Raw genomic sequence first — 16639 nt, forward strand, 5'->3', positions numbered from 1 at the left:
TTTAAGAAAATATTTTTCTATATATCCGGATTTTTAGTAAATTATTTTCCGACAGTTCTATTGTGCGGTTACACAGCATATAACAATGAGTTTGGAGTGGGAATGAGTGGAGGAGTTTGCGGACATTGTTGGAACGGGAAAGTGGTCAGGGGAAAGTGATAGGAGATAGAGTAATAAGGAAGATTACAGTCACAGTGGTAGTGGATAGCAGTGGGGAAGAAAGTAGGTAGCTTGGGGAAGTCAGTCTCGCCTGCCCACGTATTGCCACCCTTCAAAGGCACACTCGAAACAAAAAAGCACCGGAATCCATCCGATGCTCCCTTCAACAGACCTGCTATATGCCTGTTGGTTTCACAAATTATTTTTCATAGTTTTTCGCCATAAACGGCTCCGCCAGTCTCGACGGGTGCAGCTTGCGGCCGAGGCCGAAAAACTCGCAAAAGCTCATGATCAGCGGGTTCCACCGCTCGGGGTTGATGTAGTTTTTCTCCCCCATCAGCAGCTCCTCGTCGATGTGGATCCGCTTGATCTTCATCTCCATCGCCGCGATGGAGCTCGGCTCCTCAAAGGAGTGGATCTGCACCAGCTCCGCCTCCAATTGAACCGGGCACTCCCCGGCCCGCGGCGCTTTTACCAGGTCCGACGGGACTTGCGTAAACCCGGAAAGACCGAATTTATCCGGTTCGTACCGGTAGCCCATCTCCGCCTTGTGATCAGGGACGGGGTTCACCCCTGTCGTCAGCGCCAGGCGATCCACTTGACTGACCAGATCGGCCGACGGCAGATTCAGCACGCACTCGCGCTCACGTTTGATGTTTTGGACCGTCTTCGATTTGCCGCTCATGCCGAGCATGCAGGACTGATTCAGCCACCAGGCCGAAGACATCGGGGCTAAATTGGCCGAACCGTCCTCATTCAAAGTGCTGATCAGAACTACAGGCGTACCAAAGTAGAGAATATTAGGTTCAATCGTTGTAAGCATCCTCTTACTTCCCCCTATCCATTTGTAAAAAATCGTTGACCAAGGGATATCCTGCAGGGCTGCAGCCACCTCAAGAAATATCTCGGCTTAAGTATACTGCTGCCGGTGAGAGCTTGGAAGGCTTCCCAAGTATAAGCGCAAGATAACAAAACCGCACAAACAGGCGCAGATGCTTGGGGCCATTCGGGGCCCCAAGCCAAAAAGCACCGGGATCTCTCCCGGTGCCTCAATCTATCATATAAAGCTACAGCAATGCGGATCCTATCCGGCCCCCGGCACATGTGGTGAACCTTTGACATGCGCCGCCATAGTGAACCTGCGCTCACCGGACTGCCCTTATACACACACTTTACCTTACAACGAATACAGCCGCCTGTCCTCCTCTTCCTTCAGCCAGACCTGCATAAATCCCGGCTCCCGGTTGTCCCACAAATGGTACGGCACGAAGCGGTACCCTCGCTGCCCGTCGAACCCGGTGAGCGCAACGATGCCGCCCAGCTCGTCCCGCGGCTCCAGGCCAAAGGAAATGCCCGGCCGGACCGCAAACTCATCATAAACAAGTTCCGGGTTATCCGCCTGCTCCAGGCAGTACACCAGCGGTCCGCGCTGAACCGCGACGCGGTCCCGGTCGGCCTCGACCTCCGGCCGTGCGTGAACCTGCTGAACCGGCATCTCCATCACGTAGTCAATCGTGTCGCCCGGCTGCCAGCGGCGGCTGAGCACGAGGAATCCCCGGTCTATGGTCCAATCCGCAGGAGCCACGCTCTCCCCGTTAATGGACAGCTTCGCCCCGCGGCACCATCCCGGCAGGCGCAGCCGAACCGCGAATTCGGCCTCCCGGGCCGGCTCCACCTCGACATGCACATGCCCGTCCCAAGGATAACGGGTTACGGTCTTCATCAAGACCCGGCTGCCGTCCTTCAGTTCCAGGTCGGCCGTGCCGGCGACGAACTGCAGCATGACGGGGCCTTCCTCGTTCACGGCGTAATTGTATCCGCCGATCGAAGGCAGAAACCGCACCAAATTCGTCGGGCAGCAGGACGTGTCGAACCATTCGGTCCGGTGATGATCGCCCTGTGACGCCAGCGGATTGACGTAGAAAAAACGGTCGCCAGACAGCGAAATCCCCGCCAAAGCCCCGTTGTACATGGCGCGTTCCACGACGTCGGCGTACTTCGCCTCGCCAAACAGCAGGCTCATCCGGTGGTTCCAGAACACCATCGCGATCGAGGCGCAGGTTTCGCAGTAAGCGCTCTCGTTCGGGAGGTCATAGTCGTGCGTGAACCCTTCATTATGCCGGGACGGCCCGATGCCTCCGGTAATGTACATGTTCCGCTCGACCGTGTGCGCCCACACTTTGCGCAGGGCTTCCTCGTAGGTCCGGTCTCCGGAGGCCAGCACCACGTCCGCCATGGCGGTGTACAGATACATCGCACGGACGGCGTGCCCGGTCACCTTCTCGATGTCCCGGACAGGCACATCGTCCTGGCAGTACGCCGGTCCCCACTCCTCGCGGTCCCATATCGCACCATGGCCATGCCCGTGACCCCGCTCCTCGAGCAGCCACAGGGCGAGCTTCCAATAACGCTCCTCACCGGTCGCGTGATACAGCTTGATCAGCGCCAGCTCGATCTCCTCATGGCCTTCCACCCAATGCCGCTTGCCCGGCCCGAACAGGCTGTCGTAATGGTCAGCCAGCTTGCAGGCCACGTCCAGCAGCGTGCGCTTGCCCGTAGCCGCGTGGTACGCAACCGCCGCTTCGATCAGGTGGCCGCCGTTATACATTTCGTGCTTTTCCATATCCGTCCACTTCTGGTCCGGGGCTTCAAGCGTGTAATACGTCGTCAGGTATCCATCCGGCTCCTGCGCCGCTGCAATCAAGCCGATGATCCGGTCGATCTCCGCTTCCAGCTCGGGGTCCCGGTCCGCCATCAGCAGGTATGCCGCGCCTTCAAGCACCTTGTACACATCGGAATCGTTAAAATAAATCCCCTCAAATTCTCCTTCCATAAGGCCGGCCGCTTTGGCGAAATTGCTGATCCGCCCGGTCGATTCGCATTTGTCCAGGCAGGTCCGGAGCGTCACCTGCTTGCACACCTCCAGCCTCTGCTTCCACAGTTCATCGTGGATCTTCACTTGAGTAAAAGGCACGCCCTGCCAGCCCTGCTGCGAATGAGTCGTTGTCATCCTGCACCCTCTCCCTTCATGCAATTTCTTGCGATGCTTATCCTTTCAACCCCGTCAGGGTAATTCCTTCCAGAAAATAACGCTGTCCCAGCAAAAAAATGACTACGCACGGGAGGATGACCACCGCAGAGGCTGCCATGAGCAAATCCCACTGGGCCGAGTAGCTGCCCTGGAACATCTGCAGGCCAAGCGCCAGCGTGAAGCGGCTGTCGCTCTTCAAGTAAATGAGCGGTCCCATAAAGTCGTTCCAGGTGCCAAGGAAGGTGAACAAGGCAACGACGATCACTGCGGAGCGGCTGAGCGGCAGAATGATGCGCCAATAGATTTGAAAGTAACCCGCCCCGTCGACAAATGCCGCTTCGTCAAAGTCCTTCGGAATCGACATATAGAATTGCCGCAGCAAAAAGATGTTGAAGATCCCGCCTCCGAAAAAGGAGGGCACGATGAGCGGATAATACGTATCGTAGAATCCGAGCTCCTTCCAGCCGAGAAAGCTCGGGATGAGCGTCACCGCTCCCGGCAGCATCATGCTCGATAGAAGGACGGCGAACACGGCATCCCGCCCTTTCCAGCGTATCCGTGAAAACCCGAACGCCGAGATCGTGCTCGTCAGTACCGTTCCGATCAGCACGCTCGCCACAATGACCAGCGTATTGACGAAGTACGTGCCAAACGGGAGGGACGTAAGCGCCCTTTTATAATTGTCCCAGTGGAAGGGATGCGGAATCCATTCCGGCGGCATCACGAAGATTTGCGATAAATCCATCAGCGAGCTTCGGATCAGCCAAATAAACGGAATGATAAACAGCAGCGAGATGACACCAAGCGCCACATAGCCCGCGCCCAGCTTTAGTCTGGATTCCCTCATGACGGTCCGCCTCCTTCGTAATGAACCCAGGATTTCGACGATCGGAACACGAGGAACGTAAACGCCAGAATAATCACGAACAGCACCCAGGCCAGCGCCGAGGCATAACCCATTTCCGTATCCCGGAACGCGGTCCGCCACAGGTAGAACACGAAGAACAAACTTTTGTCGTTCGGTCCACCCTGGGTCAAAATATACGCCTCGTTAAATACCTGAAAGGAACTGATGATGGTCATCACCGCGTTGAAAAAGATCGTCGGCGTCACCATCGGAATCGTAATATGACGCAGCTTGTGGTACCACCCGCCTCCGTCCACATCAACCGCCTCGTAGTACTGCTTGGGAATGCCGGACAGGCCCGCCAGAAAAATGATGACGGTCCCTCCGATGCCCCACAGCGTCGTCAGCACGATGGAGGGGATAACGCTCTTTTCGGAAAAAATCCAGTCGCTCGTCGGCAGATGAAGCCATTTCAGCATCATGTTGATCAGCCCCAGGTCCGGGTTGAGCAGCCACATCCAAATCATCGCCGAGGCTACCGCCGGCACGATGCTCGGCAGATAAATGATCGTCCGGAACAAGGCGCGTGCCTTAATGTTCATGTTCAGCAGCAGGGCGATAATGAAGGAAATGATGATGCAGGCCGGCACCCGCAGCACGACGAAATAAAACGTGACGCCAAGCGAGCGGTAGAAGCTCTCGTCCTGGCCGGAGAAGAGCCGGGCATAATTGCCGAAGCCGATAAAGGACACCGACTCCTTGAATACGTTGTAATCGGTCAAGCTCAGCACAAAGCTCGCGATCATGGGACCGGCGGTAAACAGAATAAACCCGAGTACCGCCGGAGCCGTAAACAGCAGCCCGTAGAACAGAGCTTTGCGTTCCCGTACACCCGCCTTGCGGCGCACAGGAACCGGAGCGTTCATCGGAATGTTCGTCTGCATGTGTACTTCAAGCCCCCTATTTTACGTCTCGCCGTCCCTGCACCTGTGCCTGAGCTTTGGCCGCGATGCTGTCCATCGCCTCCTTGGCCGTTGTTTTGCCCAGCCATACGTTATCCATGGCAGGATTGACGATATCCATGATCTTGTTGAAGTTCTTAACGTAACCGGTAGGCGTAGCATGGCTATGATTGAGCACGACGTCAATAACCGCATCTTTGTAACCTGATGGCCGGGAAGGCTGATTCACCGCCCATTTCGACAGCAGGGCATCATCCGTATACCAGTCTTTCAGCGAAGGCATCCAGGTGCCGTAAGTCAGCATCTCGATTGACGCATCTGGGTCAATAAGCGCCTTGAGCAGCTCCCAGGACTCTTGGGGATGCTTGGTCGATTTAAAAATGGAAAACATCGCGCAAACTACCGTGGTCGCCGGCTTTTTCATGACAGGAAGCACTCCGACGTTAAAGTGAACCTTCGATTCCGCAAGCGTGCTGGTATTCCATTGTCCGTCAATTACCATCGCCACTTTTCTCGTCTGCAGAGCCACATTGGTTGCCGGAATATTCTTGGCCTGCAGCGGTGACGGAGCAACGTGGTACTTATTGATCAGATCGGCGATATTCTGCAGCGCCTCGACGGCTTCCGGCTGGTTCAAAGCAAACGTCTTGCCGTCCGGAGAGACAAAGTCGCCGCCGTTTGAAAAAATAAAGCTGCTGTACGCTCCCCACCAGTTGCCGGGGTTCACTCCGTATTGCTTAATGTTTTTCGGATCAAAATTCGGATCGTCCGCATTCCGTCCTTTGTTGTCCAAGGTCAGCTTCTTGGCGGTATCCACGAACTGTTCCCAGGTCCACGCTTCCGATACCTTGGAAGGCGGCGGCGTCAACCCAGCCTCCTTGAAAGCATCTTCGTTATAAAAAAGCGTAAACGATTCCGGGCCGGGGGCTATACCGATAATATTGCCGGGCTCCGAGGAATAGGTGATATTCGGAACCAGAGTATCGGTCTTAATTTCGGGGTCCTTGTCCAGGAAATCCTGAAGATTCAGGAATTTCCCCTGTTCCGCAAGCGGAAAGGCGATCGTCGCCGATTCCATCATCGCCACGTCCGGTTCATCATTGCCGGCAACCATGGTCGTCAGCTTGGTGTCGTAATCGGTAGGAATCTGCTGCAATTCGACCTTCACGTTGGGATGCTCTGCTTCGAACCGGGCGATGACCTTTTTGTTTACGGCAATTTCATTAGGCGCTCCCCATAAGGTGAGGCGGAGCTTGATCTGTTCGCCGGCCGCCGCCTGGGTTCCCCCCTTGTCCGCGCTTCCGGCTGCAGGCCCGCCGCTTTCCTCCGACCGGGTGCAGGCGCTCAGCAGCAATCCTGCTGTGAGCAGAAATGCAATCGCTGCCGTCAGCGGCTTTCGGTGTTTTTTCATCATGAACTGTAACCCCTCTCCTGCTTTACGAATGATTTCATAGCTGCAGCCTATGTTGCCTTTGATTATAGATTTTAGGCAGCGCTTTCAAAACCGGATTATTTTTGGAATGGTGGACTTTGATTAGAAAAGTGGGGCAGTGTGATGATTACGCGTGTTCCCTGGCCTTCAGCGGATTCGATATCGATGCCGTACTCGTCCCCATACGCAAGACGAATGCGGGAAATCGTGTTTTTGATGCCGATCGAGGCGGACTCTGCATACAAAATCCGCTGAACCGTTTCCCGGCTCATGCCGCGCCCGTTATCTGAAACAACCAGCACACGAGTCCCGTCCTTGATCTCTCCGGTAACTTCAATGCGTCCCCCTTCTTCCATTTGCTCGAAGCCGTGGAGAATGGCATTTTCGACGAACGGCTGGAACAGCAGTCTCGGCACCGGGGTGTCCAGCAGCTCGGGAGCGATGCCAAAATGAACCGTGAACTTCGATTCAAAGCGGGCCTCCATAATGTAAAAATAGTCCTTCATCCACTCGAGCTCCTCGTCAACCGTTACGGCTCCCCAGTCCTTGCGCGAGGTGTAATGCAGCATATTGGACAGGCGGACGAGCATCCGGTTCAGCTCCCTCTGTCCCGATTCGATGGCCATCCAGTTCATGATGTTGAGCGTATTATAGAGAAAATGCGGGTTCATCTGCATATTGAGCGCCATGATTTCCGCTTCTTTCTCCTTGATCCGGATTTCGTAGTTTTCCTTCACCAGCGTTTCGATGCGCGAATTCATCCGGTTGAACCGCTGCAGCAGCACCCCGAACTCGTCATGGGTTTTGACCTCTACCCGGGTCTGAAAGTCCCCTTCGCCGACCGAGCGCATGGCGGTGAAGAGCTGCCGGATCGGGCCAGTCATTTTGCGGACGATAAAATAAGCGAACAAGTATGCAATCAATGCCAGGAGCGCAGCCAGCAGGATCGTCGACGTGCGGATGGTCGGAATAAAGCCGCGGACGAGCGTGGATTCCGGAATCAAGACCACCGAGAGCCAGCCGGTTACGGCAGAGCGGTCGAAGCACAGGATCGTCTTTTGGCCGTCCAGGACCAATCGCTGCGTTCCGCTTCCAGCCTTTCGAATGGCATTCACCCATTGTTCATTGAACACTCGGGTTACCTGGGAGGCGTTCGAGCTGGCCACGACCTTGTTATCCGGATCAATCACCAAATAGCTCGATCCTGTCGGAATGCTCTGCTCGAATTGGGAGTTGAAAAAGTCCGCTTTAAAGCCAATCGTCAGTACCGGCCGCTCCACGTTCGGCCACAGCCTGGCAATCGTGGAATTATCGACATAGGAAAATTCCATCAGACGGGTGGCGGAGAACATGTACCGGTATTCGATATCGCTGTTTTGCAGCCAGGGCTGATCGAACATTTGGACGAAATCGTAGGTCGGATACCAGACCATTTTGCCATGTGCCCTCTCCGCCTCCTGATACAGCGCCGTACGGGTCGGATCCCCCTGCGGAAGATTCCGCTGTGAACCGAAACTGTAATAGGAAGTCCACAACTGGTACGTGTACACATCCTCATTTTGCGTAAAATACTTGCTCAGAATGGCGGACACCTGCCTGTCCGCATTCAGCAGCTCCGACGGGACGGAAGGATCCAGCTGGTTGAAGATCCGAAAAAGGTCCCGGTCGACGAACAAGGCCAAGCTGCCCTGGTCTACCTTCCTCAGCTTCGTATCCATCACTTCATTGCTCTTCTTGACGATTTCGAGCACGTTGTTTTGCGCCTGATCCCGCATCGAGCTCAAGCTGTTCCGGTAGTAGATGAAGCTCAGGAGCAGCAGGGGCAGCGCAATGAGAACGACATAGCTGGCCAGAAGCCTGGAGCGGAATTTCATCTGGACCTCCCCTCCCCTGATTTTTGCTGCCCGGCCCAATGACGGTACGCCTCCGGCGTAACGCCGACATGCTTTTTGAAGCTGCGGGAAAAGTATTTCGTATCGCGGAAGCCGCACCTTTCGGCGATCTCGTACACCTTTAGTCCGCTGCCGTCCCGCAGCAGCTCTTCGGCTTTGCGCATCCGGATCTCAATGAGAACATCCGAGAAAGAACGGCCTGTCGCCTCTTTGAACAAAGTGCTGAAATAAGACGGGTTGAAGCGGAACGACTCCGCCACCGATTCCAGCGATAAATCCTCCATGTACCGCTCACGCATCAGCTCAAGACAGCTGTCGATCACGAGCTCGCGTTTGCTTTTTTTCTGCTCCTTCAGCGTGACGCCCATTTGCTCGAGCACCGAATCCAAAATCTCCAGCAGCTCCCCAAACCGCCGGCAGGTGCGGATCTGCCGTACGGCTTCTTCCGTCAGCGGGTTCATCCCCCACCCTGATTTGCTGTCCGCCAGCTTCAGCAGAAGCAGGCAGGTTTGGTCCTTGACGGACTGCGGCTCGGCCATGCCGTCAGCCGACATAGTGGTCACGGCTGTACGGCACAATTCCTTTGCACCTTCCGTATCGCTGGCGTTCAGGAGATCCAGCAATTCTGCGGCAGAGCACATTAAAACCGGATGTATCGGCAGAAGCTCGCTATGAAACAAGATGGCCCCATGCTGGTCGTAAAACAGATACGGCAGCGCAGCCAGAGCCGTCCGGTAAGACTGAGGGCCCCCCTCGGCTAGATCAACGCATTCTTCTCCGATCGCATGTACCCATCTGCCGGAATACCCCACAGCGGTGAGTTCTCCCTGTAGGCTCATCAGCCCCCTGCGGATGTCTTCCCGCTTTTCACCAGAGCTTGTACCCGTGTGTAGGATCGTGACCCACCTCGGCCGCGTCCAATCCGCCGCATCCCAGGCGATCGTCAAGGCCTTGCCGAAGGCAGAGCAGGCGCGCTTCAGCGCTTGGTGCAGCCTATCGGCTGTCAGAGAGGCGGAGCGGGGTTCGGTGTAAGTGTCAGGTGATGGGACGTGGAACCAAGTTGACATCCCGCGATCCGAATGTTCCGTGGCAGAGCCGCTCCCGTCCCCGCTGGCCGGCTCCAGCTCTGAAACGATGACCACTCCAGGGCCATCCACGATTCCGGCCGAAAGCCAGCTCTGTTCCTCCTCCAAGCTCAGGCTGCCGGACAGCCACTGCTGCATCAAACGCCCTTGATGCGCCAAGGAAGCTGCCGTCATTTGCTTCTCCAGCGCCATGGTTCGAGCCCGTGCCTCACGCTCTTCACGATAGATGTGTTCCAACCGCTCCAGCACCTCCCCCAGCTTGTCGACATCAACCGGCTTTAACAAATAATCAAAAGCCCCGTGCCGCAATGCCTCCTGGGCATATTCGAAAAGGTTGTACGCGGACAGCATCACGATCCGCGGCTTGTAAGGCAAGGCTTCGTTCGCCCGCCGCAGGAACGTAAGCCCGTCCATTTGCGGCATCCGGATATCCGTAAATATGACCTCGGGCCGGTCGATGCCGGCCATTTCCAGCGCCTTGGCTCCGTCCCCGGCCGTAAACACTTCGCAGCCGGGCCGGCTCGCCAGCAGCATCCCGGCCATGCCCCGGCGGTGCCGCGGCTCATCGTCTACAATCATGAATTTCAAGCGGTTCACCCCCAGAATATTCATAGCATTAAATTCAACAACATCGTATCAGATGGGAGATGAGGTAGGTATATAAAAAAACGTCTATCAACGTACCTTCAAAGAAGACCGACCGCGTTTAAAGGAAGTTTTTCTTGCGAGATCCGGAAGCGGAGGCTCCGAATCTTATGCTTTCTGATCTCTTAAAAAAACAACCCGGCAGGAGGGATCCTGTCCGGGTTGGTTGGAGTTTATGGTCTCTGTTTGAAATAATCAGAGAGTCGGAGGAACGGTGTAGTGAACCTTGAAAGCCTGCCCAAGCGGGATTAAATGTTCAATGTCACCTGTTTGTCTTACCCACTGAAGTTCTGCAGTGTATTCTCCAGGTATAGGCGCATTCCCTTCATCCGCCGGGGCAACCATACGTAAGGTGAATTCCGTTCCCTCTGGTGTCGTACCGTCTCCATTCACAAGTCCTAAATTTATCGCTGCCAATTGTGGCGGAAGCAAAACGTCAGCGATCCCATCGCTATTCGTTTCCCCTTCAGCAACTTCCTTACCATTATGCACCAGTATGAATTTTGCACCGGGTGCTGCCTCGGAGGCTTCGCCACTTCCTCTTCTAAGGTCGATCTCTAGACCCAAAACGGTCTCGGGCGTAATTCCCCCGGCCTTTACTTTCAGCGTTCTATCCAGGTCGGTGCCCTCTATCGGGTTAACCTCCGTTGATAGACCATCAAAAACATGGACCTCTTTGGTCACGGTCACGAGCGGATCGCCGGCAACCTCTTCATCCTTCAGCAGCTCAACCTTTACCTGATAGTCGCCGACCTCCGGCAACCTGGTTTCAAAAGTAATCGGCGTGCCGTTCAGTTCGCCCAGGGTAAAGTCTTCCCCTTCTTCCTCGTCTGGACCGGCCTCCTTTGTTATGACAATGCCATCAGGGCTGAGCTGGCCCTCTTTGATAGCATCTTCCCCATACGAATAGGTGTAATCCGTCTCGGACAAGTTGATGCCCGTTTTAGAGCTGTACGTCACTCGTACCTTTACTTTCGTATCTTGATTCGATTGCCCGCTGCTAAATCCAAACGTGAACTTGTGTGAAGAATGGAGCGGCACTTGTTCCGGAAAATCCGGACTAAAAACAGCTTTAATTTCGACAGGCTTCGGATCGACCGGAGGATCCACTGGCGGTTTCACCGGAGGTGTCATCGACCCACCCGGCGAATTTGGCTGCGTAGGGGCAGTCGGCTGCGTAGGAGCAGCAGGCTGCTGGCCTCCCATTTGAATCCGCTCCTGATTGCGCCGTCGAACTTCTTCTTCAAAACGCTTCATCTCTTCAGTGCTCAGCTGCTGCTGATACTGGATCACGGCCTGCGTAGCTCTTTGCTCTGCTGCCTTTTGGTTGGCCTGCTGCAATTCGGCGATCGTTTTCAGGATATTGTCGATCATAGCCTGTAATTGCTGCATCTGCTGTTGGAGCAATATTTCCTGCATCTGTTGCTGCTGCTTAACCTGTTCCTCCAGCTTTTTCTGCTGCTCCTGCCGGGCTTCTTCCCGCTTTTTGCTCTCAGAACCCATCTGCACCTTCATCCCGATGGTCGGGTCAAACGGAGGCACGTGATTCAGGTCAATTTTTCCGTTCTGATCCCCTATTTTGCTGTTCGCATCCGCGATTAACTGATTCAACAATTCCATCACAAGCTTTCCTTGCTTACCTGTTTCAAGCGCAATGTTAGCTACTAAAGAGGAAATATTCTGTTTCAAAAGTTCCAATGATGCAGAGAAGGAATCATTTGACCCGCTCCACCAAGAATCAGAGGGCTTCGACTGCCCCTGCTCCAGTTGCCTTTTCTGCTGTTCAATCAGCTCCTGGTTTTCCCGGTCGATCTGGGCTTTGTTTTGGATGATGGCTTTAATGATGTCCGGTGAGGCCTGATGAACAAAATCGGGAACGTCGAAACCTGTCGGAGTTTGAAGGAGAGGATCCAAGCCGGGCACTAAGCTGATTTGTTGGGCTGGATATAAGATGACGGGTGACTCGGCCTTGCCTGCAAAGCTTTGGGGGGTCGTACCCGAAACCTTGACCACACCTGCACCCGCTGCAACATCAAGGATACCTGTCGACGGATTGATATTGACAAAAAACTGCGTTCCTCTGACCTCCAGCTTCTGCCCGGGCACATCCATCTCGAACACGTCCCGGGACTCACGCAGATCATGGACGCTCGTATACGCCTGGCCCGACATCAGCTCCAGCTTGGTTGTCGACTGTACTGCTCCACCCGTCAGCACCTTGATCCGAATTTCGCTGTTCGGAGCCAGCGTGATTTCGTCCCCTTCATCCTGAATGGCCAGCACCGCACCGCCGGATTCGGTAACAAGGGTGTCGCCCTCATGCAAAAGCATTCCTGGATAAGCCTGAATGCGCAGCGCGCCCCCGCTCTGCTGGATATAAGCCGGTCCGTCAATGCGGCTGATGGTCATGCTGCGTGCGCTGTCGGCGGAAGCCTGCGTCGTCCAAGCCGCCGAGCCTGCAAGAAGCAGAATCAGCGTCGAGCTGACCATTTTCCAACATAATTTTCCTCGTCTCACGTTGTTTTCAACTCCTCTCCTTTATTTATCACGGATAACCACGGTTTTCTCCGAAGCCAGCCATTTCACGTCCTTGTCCAGCAGGTCCGTCAGCGTCCGGATCGGCACATACAGCTTTCCGTCGATGGACTGGGCGGTGCTGCCGGCCTCCAGCTGAATCTTGCGGTCTCCCGATTGAACCACGGCAGACTTGGCCGAGGCCGATACCAACTTCAGTCCAAGCTCGGAAGCGATAGACCGCAGCGGAATCAGCGTCTGGCCGTCCTTGGTCACCTGCGTATCGATCTGCAGCCATTTGGCGTTATAGGCCACGTAAACGGCACCAGCCGGTTTCATCGGTTTATGATCCGGCTGCCGATACAAGCTCCACTGGCGCAAGCCGTTTCCGGCAATCCAGCCGACACTCCCATCCTGGCTTACAGCAACGCCCTGCGGATAAGAAAGCAAAGAGGTGCTCTCGACACCGTCTGCCTTCCCTTCTTCTCCCTGCAAAGAGCCCACGAGCGTATGGACCTGGCCGTCTTTCAACGTTCGCACGACCTGATTGAGCGAATCGGCAATGACCAGCTCATGCTGAGAGGAGGACCAAGCCACATCAACGGGATGATTAAATTTCGCCGAAGCTGCCGCGCCATCTTGGTAACCTCCGTCCCGGTAGAGTTTCCCTGATGCCGCCCCTTGGCCATCGCCCGCTACCGATCCGGCGACTGTCGTGACCATACCGGTTTTCAGATTAATATAGCGAATGACCTGGTTGCCGGAGTCACTGACGTAGAGGTTCCCCTCATCGTCCAGCGCCAGCCCTGAAGGCTCGTTAAACCGCGCATCCTTCAGCGCCCCGTCCTTGTAGTCGCCAGCGAATGCCGCCACTCCCGAATAGACCTCTACTACACGGTCGGAAGAGCCGGTTAGCGTGTTGACCGTACCTTCTGCGGTGATTTTCCGAATCACGTGATTCAGCGTATCGGCAACGTACACGGTTCCGTCCTTCGCCACCGCCACATCCTCTGGCGTATTCAACGCGGCTGCCGAACCGGTGCCATCCTTGAACCCCTGCACTCCGTTTCCTGCCAGCGTGCTGACCTGCCCTGTAGGGGTAATTTTGCGGATCGCATGGTTCCCCGAGTCGGCGACATACAAATTGCCGGCGGCATCCGTATCCATGCCCATCGGCTGATTAAACAGCGCGGTATTCGCAGCCCCATCCAGCAATCCGCCCAGCGGCTTGTCGTTCCCCTTATAACCCGCAAACCGCATTCCCGCAAAAACAGTCCGCTGCGTGCCGCTGACCTTCCATATCACGTGGTTCACCGTGTCGGACACCAGCACGCTGCCGTCCTTTGCGGCCAGCACCCTGCCGTTTCCAACCCATCCCGCGGTGAGCAAATCCCCCTTCGTGCTGGCGGCAGCATCCGGCTGCCAAGTGCTGACGCTGAGCCATGCCGAGTCCTCTCTGACCCCTGCGCCCCAAGCCAGCGAAGGCACACCAAGTGCCATGCACAGCGTCAACGCGGCGGTAACCCACCTTTTACCGTACCCCTGCAAATTTCATTCCTCCTACATATTTATGAATGGATGCAAGCCTCAACGCTGAATTGTTCTGCATCGATCTTATCCTGATTAAAGACATCCGACTAGTAAAATTTTTCTATTTTAGGGCGCGGACAGGCAGGGTATCTTCCTTTGGAGTGAAAAAAAGATTCCCGCCTAACATTCAGGCAGGAATCTCACCAATTTCTATAAGCTATTGTTTACCGGGACAGCGACTCCACAATCCCGCGTGCGATCCACACACCGGCCGCCCCGGCTTGGGCCAGACCGCGTGTGATCCCCGCTCCGTCGCCGCCGCAGTACAGTCCGCGGATTTCCGTCTCCAGCGTCTCCGACAGCTTGGGACGGGCGGAGTAGAACTTGGCTTCGACGCCATAGAAAAGCGTATGCTCCGAAGCGATGCCCGGCGTGACATGGTTCAGCGCCTCAACCATTTCGATCAGGCTTTTCATCGTGTTGTAAGGCAGAACGAGACCCAGGTCCCCCGGTACAGCCTCCTTCAGGGTAGGCTCCAGAAATCCTTCCCGAATCCGCCCTTCGGTCGAGCGCCGTCCGCGCAAAATATCGCCGTACTTCTGGACAATGATCCCGCCATTAGACAAATCGTTGGCCCGTTTGCATATTTCACGCGCATACTCGTTCGGCTTATCAAACGGTTCCGTAAATTTATGTGAGACGAGCAGCGCAAAGTTCGTATTGGACGAGCCCAGCGCCGGATCCTTGAAAGAATGGCCGTTGGCCGCCATGGCTCCGCTGTGATTCTCGACCACGACGTGGCCGGAAGGGTTGCTGCAGAACGTGCGGACCCGAGTGCCTACGGAGGTGTTGAACACGAATTTACCCTCGTACAGATGCTGATTGATTTCCGACATCACCACGTCGGAGGTTTCGACGCGAACGCCGACGTCGACCTGGTTGTTGTACATTTTGAGCCGGCGCCTCTTCAGAATGCTTGTCAGCCAGGCTGATCCGTCCCGGCCGGGGGCAATGATGACGCGGTCCGCCTCGTAACTGTCCCCGTTCTTCAGGACGATGCCCTGCACCGTGTGGACGCCGTCTTCCTTGACGGTGAGGATGTCCTCCACCTCGGCCTTGAACATCATGTCGATGCGCGTGTTCAGAAACTCGTAGATCGATTTTAAAATTTCCAGGTTCTGCTCCGTGCCGAGATGCCGTACCTGTGCCCGCAGCAGCTTCAGACCCGCCGCATAACCGCGCTGCTCAATGCCCCGGATGACATCCGTCGTCGGATCGGTAATATTCGTCGTAGCGCCATGCTGCAGGTTCAGCTCGTCAACATAACGGATGAGCTCAAGCACTTTGGATGGTGGCAGATAGTCCGTCATCCAGCCGCCAAATTCGGTTGTAATGTTAAATTTTCCGTCACTGTAAGCTCCGGCTCCGCCAAAGCCCGCTGTGATCGAGCAGGCGGGTACGCAGCCGGCAAACTCCTTACGGCCGCCGGCGGGCGGACATAACTTGATTTTGTCCTCCAGAATCGGACAGCTGCGGCGGTAAATATCATGTCCTTTATCTACCAAAAGCACCTTCAGATGAGGCGCCTTTAACGCAAATTCATAACAGGCAAAAATACCGGCCGGACCGGCTCCAACGACAATGACATCATATTTACTCATCATGTTCCTCCTGAAATGGGTTAGGTCAACAAAAAAATCCCCGGCATAGAATAGGTATGCAAAGCAGCCTATTCGTAGCCAGGGATTTACGGCCCCTAGTAGAAACCCTCAAACCATATCATTGAGGTTATACGAACAATGTATCTGTTATTTATCGTTTACAGGAGTTAGTGTAATGGATAAACACGAATGTGTCAACATCCACAGTCAACATCGTTCGTATTTTAGTATAATTATTTAGATTGAAAGCATTTCAATATTACAAATATACCTATAAAAACGAACATTATGGATGCTCGAAAATACAAATTGCCAATAGCGCGTTGATTGGATAAGATGAAAGCGTTACCGTCGGACGACGAGTCATACCGAATCGGAATTCTAGATCAATCTAAGGGAGGTAGACCGGATGATTAGAGGGATTGGGCATTTGGCCTTTGATGTAGCCGATATGAACAAATCGATCGATTTTTACTGCGGCATTCTCGGATTTAAAAAGGCCTTTTCGATTGAGGATGATCATGGCAACCCCTGGATCGAGTATATTAAGGTGCGTGAAGGCCAGTTTATCGAGCTGTTTTATGGGGCTGAAAATAAACCTGAAGCGGTGAAACGTCCCATCGGATTCTCGCATTTGTGCCTGGAAGTGGACAGCATCGAAGAAATCGCCGCCCACCTGAAACGGCATGGTGTCCCGCTGGACGTGGAGCCCCAGCAGGGCAAAGACTCCAATTGGCAGTGCTGGGTGAAGGATCCGGACGGAAACCGCATTGAATTTATGCAGCTTAACCCGAATTCCCCGCAAATGAAGGCTTAAAAAACCCCTTAATCGCACCTTTCGTGTGATTAAGGGGTTTCCTTTTATCCATTTATGAATTTCT

Annotated in this window: 11 protein-coding genes and 1 riboswitch; of the genes, 1 reads left to right on the forward strand and 10 read right to left on the reverse strand. The window is 54.8% G+C overall.

Annotated features, from left to right (window positions below; translation table 11 throughout):
- Positions 1-358: 358 nt before the first annotated feature.
- The 10 genes from MKY74_RS02010 to MKY74_RS02055 form a co-directional block, all read right to left on the reverse strand.
- Positions 359-982 (reverse strand): flavin reductase family protein, encoded by a 624-nt coding sequence (locus MKY74_RS02010; RefSeq protein WP_076172988.1) that lies wholly within the window; start codon positions 980-982, stop codon positions 359-361.
- A gap of 354 nt (positions 983-1336) precedes the next feature.
- Entirely contained in the window at positions 1337-3169 is a 1833-nt protein-coding gene (locus MKY74_RS02015) for a glycoside hydrolase family 127 protein (protein ID WP_076172989.1), read from the reverse strand.
- A 37-nt stretch (positions 3170-3206) separates the two neighbouring features.
- A complete protein-coding gene (locus MKY74_RS02020; protein ID WP_076172990.1) occupies positions 3207-4037 on the reverse strand; it encodes a carbohydrate ABC transporter permease in 831 nt (276 codons plus the stop codon).
- Positions 4034-4981: a carbohydrate ABC transporter permease gene (locus MKY74_RS02025; RefSeq protein WP_373309604.1), complete on the reverse strand. Its 948-nt coding sequence runs from the start codon at positions 4979-4981 to the stop codon at positions 4034-4036. Before MKY74_RS02025 ends, MKY74_RS02020 begins: the two co-directional genes overlap by 4 nt.
- A 16-nt stretch (positions 4982-4997) precedes the next feature.
- Positions 4998-6413, reverse strand: a complete 1416-nt coding sequence (locus tag MKY74_RS02030; RefSeq protein WP_076172991.1) for an ABC transporter substrate-binding protein — start codon at positions 6411-6413, stop codon at positions 4998-5000.
- Positions 6414-6508: 95 nt separating this feature from the next.
- A complete protein-coding gene (locus MKY74_RS02035; RefSeq protein WP_076172992.1) occupies positions 6509-8305 on the reverse strand; it encodes a sensor histidine kinase in 1797 nt (598 codons plus the stop codon).
- Entirely contained in the window at positions 8302-9987 is a 1686-nt protein-coding gene (locus MKY74_RS02040) for a response regulator (RefSeq protein WP_244169344.1), read from the reverse strand. Before MKY74_RS02040 ends, MKY74_RS02035 begins: the two co-directional genes overlap by 4 nt.
- A gap of 261 nt (positions 9988-10248) precedes the next feature.
- Positions 10249-12462, reverse strand: coding sequence for a FecR family protein (locus MKY74_RS02045; protein ID WP_167372895.1), 2214 nt, complete (start codon positions 12460-12462; stop codon positions 10249-10251).
- Between the two features lie 129 nt (positions 12463-12591).
- Positions 12592-14115, reverse strand: a complete 1524-nt coding sequence (locus MKY74_RS02050) for a stalk domain-containing protein (RefSeq protein ID WP_076172995.1) — start codon at positions 14113-14115, stop codon at positions 12592-12594.
- A gap of 206 nt (positions 14116-14321) precedes the next feature.
- Entirely contained in the window at positions 14322-15758 is a 1437-nt protein-coding gene (locus MKY74_RS02055; RefSeq protein ID WP_076172996.1) for an NAD(P)/FAD-dependent oxidoreductase, read from the reverse strand.
- 55 nt (positions 15759-15813) lie between these two features.
- A riboswitch (purine riboswitch) is annotated at positions 15814-15913 on the reverse strand.
- A 254-nt stretch (positions 15914-16167) separates the two neighbouring features.
- On the opposite strand from MKY74_RS02055, the gene MKY74_RS02060 reads away from it, so the two are divergent.
- Positions 16168-16575 carry a VOC family protein gene (locus MKY74_RS02060; protein ID WP_076172997.1) on the forward strand — a complete coding sequence of 136 codons (408 nt, stop codon included), beginning with the start codon at positions 16168-16170 and terminating at the stop codon, positions 16573-16575.
- Positions 16576-16639: the final 64 nt, after the last annotated feature.

Origin of the sequence: Paenibacillus sp. FSL R5-0378 (assembly GCF_038009285.1) — a bacterium.
Lineage (GTDB): Bacteria > Bacillota > Bacilli > Paenibacillales > Paenibacillaceae > Paenibacillus_AQ > Paenibacillus_AQ favisporus.

Bases quoted from the DNA above. Each gene is read 5' to 3' on its own strand.
- MKY74_RS02055 (WP_076172996.1), bottom strand. From the start codon at position 15,758: ATGAGTAAATATGATGTCATTGTCGTTGGAGCCGGTCCGGCCGGTATT.
- MKY74_RS02030 (WP_076172991.1), bottom strand. From the start codon at position 6,413: ATGATGAAAAAACACCGAAAGCCGCTGACGGCAGCGATTGCATTTCTG.
- MKY74_RS02020 (WP_076172990.1), bottom strand. From the start codon at position 4,037: ATGAGGGAATCCAGACTAAAGCTGGGCGCGGGCTATGTGGCGCTTGGT.
- MKY74_RS02015 (WP_076172989.1), bottom strand. From the start codon at position 3,169: ATGACAACGACTCATTCGCAGCAGGGCTGGCAGGGCGTGCCTTTTACT.
- MKY74_RS02060 (WP_076172997.1), top strand. From the start codon at position 16,168: ATGATTAGAGGGATTGGGCATTTGGCCTTTGATGTAGCCGATATGAAC.
- MKY74_RS02040 (WP_244169344.1), bottom strand. From the start codon at position 9,987: ATGATTGTAGACGATGAGCCGCGGCACCGCCGGGGCATGGCCGGGATG.
- MKY74_RS02035 (WP_076172992.1), bottom strand. From the start codon at position 8,305: ATGAAATTCCGCTCCAGGCTTCTGGCCAGCTATGTCGTTCTCATTGCG.
- MKY74_RS02010 (WP_076172988.1), bottom strand. From the start codon at position 982: ATGCTTACAACGATTGAACCTAATATTCTCTACTTTGGTACGCCTGTA.
- MKY74_RS02025 (WP_373309604.1), bottom strand. From the start codon at position 4,981: ATGCAGACGAACATTCCGATGAACGCTCCGGTTCCTGTGCGCCGCAAG.
- MKY74_RS02045 (WP_167372895.1), bottom strand. From the start codon at position 12,462: ATGACCATCAGCCGCATTGACGGACCGGCTTATATCCAGCAGAGCGGG.